The 421-nt window shown below is 68.2% G+C and carries 1 pseudogene; it reads right to left on the reverse strand.

Annotation, left to right across the window (positions count from 1 at the left end):
- A pseudogene (locus tag HCK04_RS40605) lies at positions 1-421 on the reverse strand (DNA-directed RNA polymerase subunit beta); the annotation flags it as partial.

The following is a 421-nucleotide window of genomic DNA, read 5'->3' on the forward strand; positions in this document are numbered from 1 at the left end:
GGAAACGTCGATGTAGTCGACCTCGTCGGCGCGGGCGAGCTCGGTCTCGCCACCCTTCGTACGCACCAGGACGCGAGGCTCGGCGAACGATCCGTCGGGATTGAGCGCCGTGTTGGCCTGCGCCTTGACGTACTTGTCCTCCTCGTCGGCGGTCAGGTAGTCGATCTCGTCGGTCACCTTGCCGTCGACGACCCTCCGATAGGGCGTCTCGACGAAACCGAAGGCGTTGACCCGTCCGAAGGACGCAAGCGAGCCGATCAGGCCGATGTTCGGGCCCTCGGGCGACTCGATCGGGCACATGCGGCCGTAGTGCGAGGGGTGCACGTCGCGGACCTCGAACCCGGCCCGCTCACGCGACAGACCACCCGGGCCCAGCGCGTTCAGGCGCCGCTTCTGGGTGAGGGCGGCGAGCGGGTTGATG

This window comes from Microbispora sp. CL1-1, from assembly GCF_012034195.1.
Lineage (GTDB): Bacteria > Actinomycetota > Actinomycetes > Streptosporangiales > Streptosporangiaceae > Microbispora.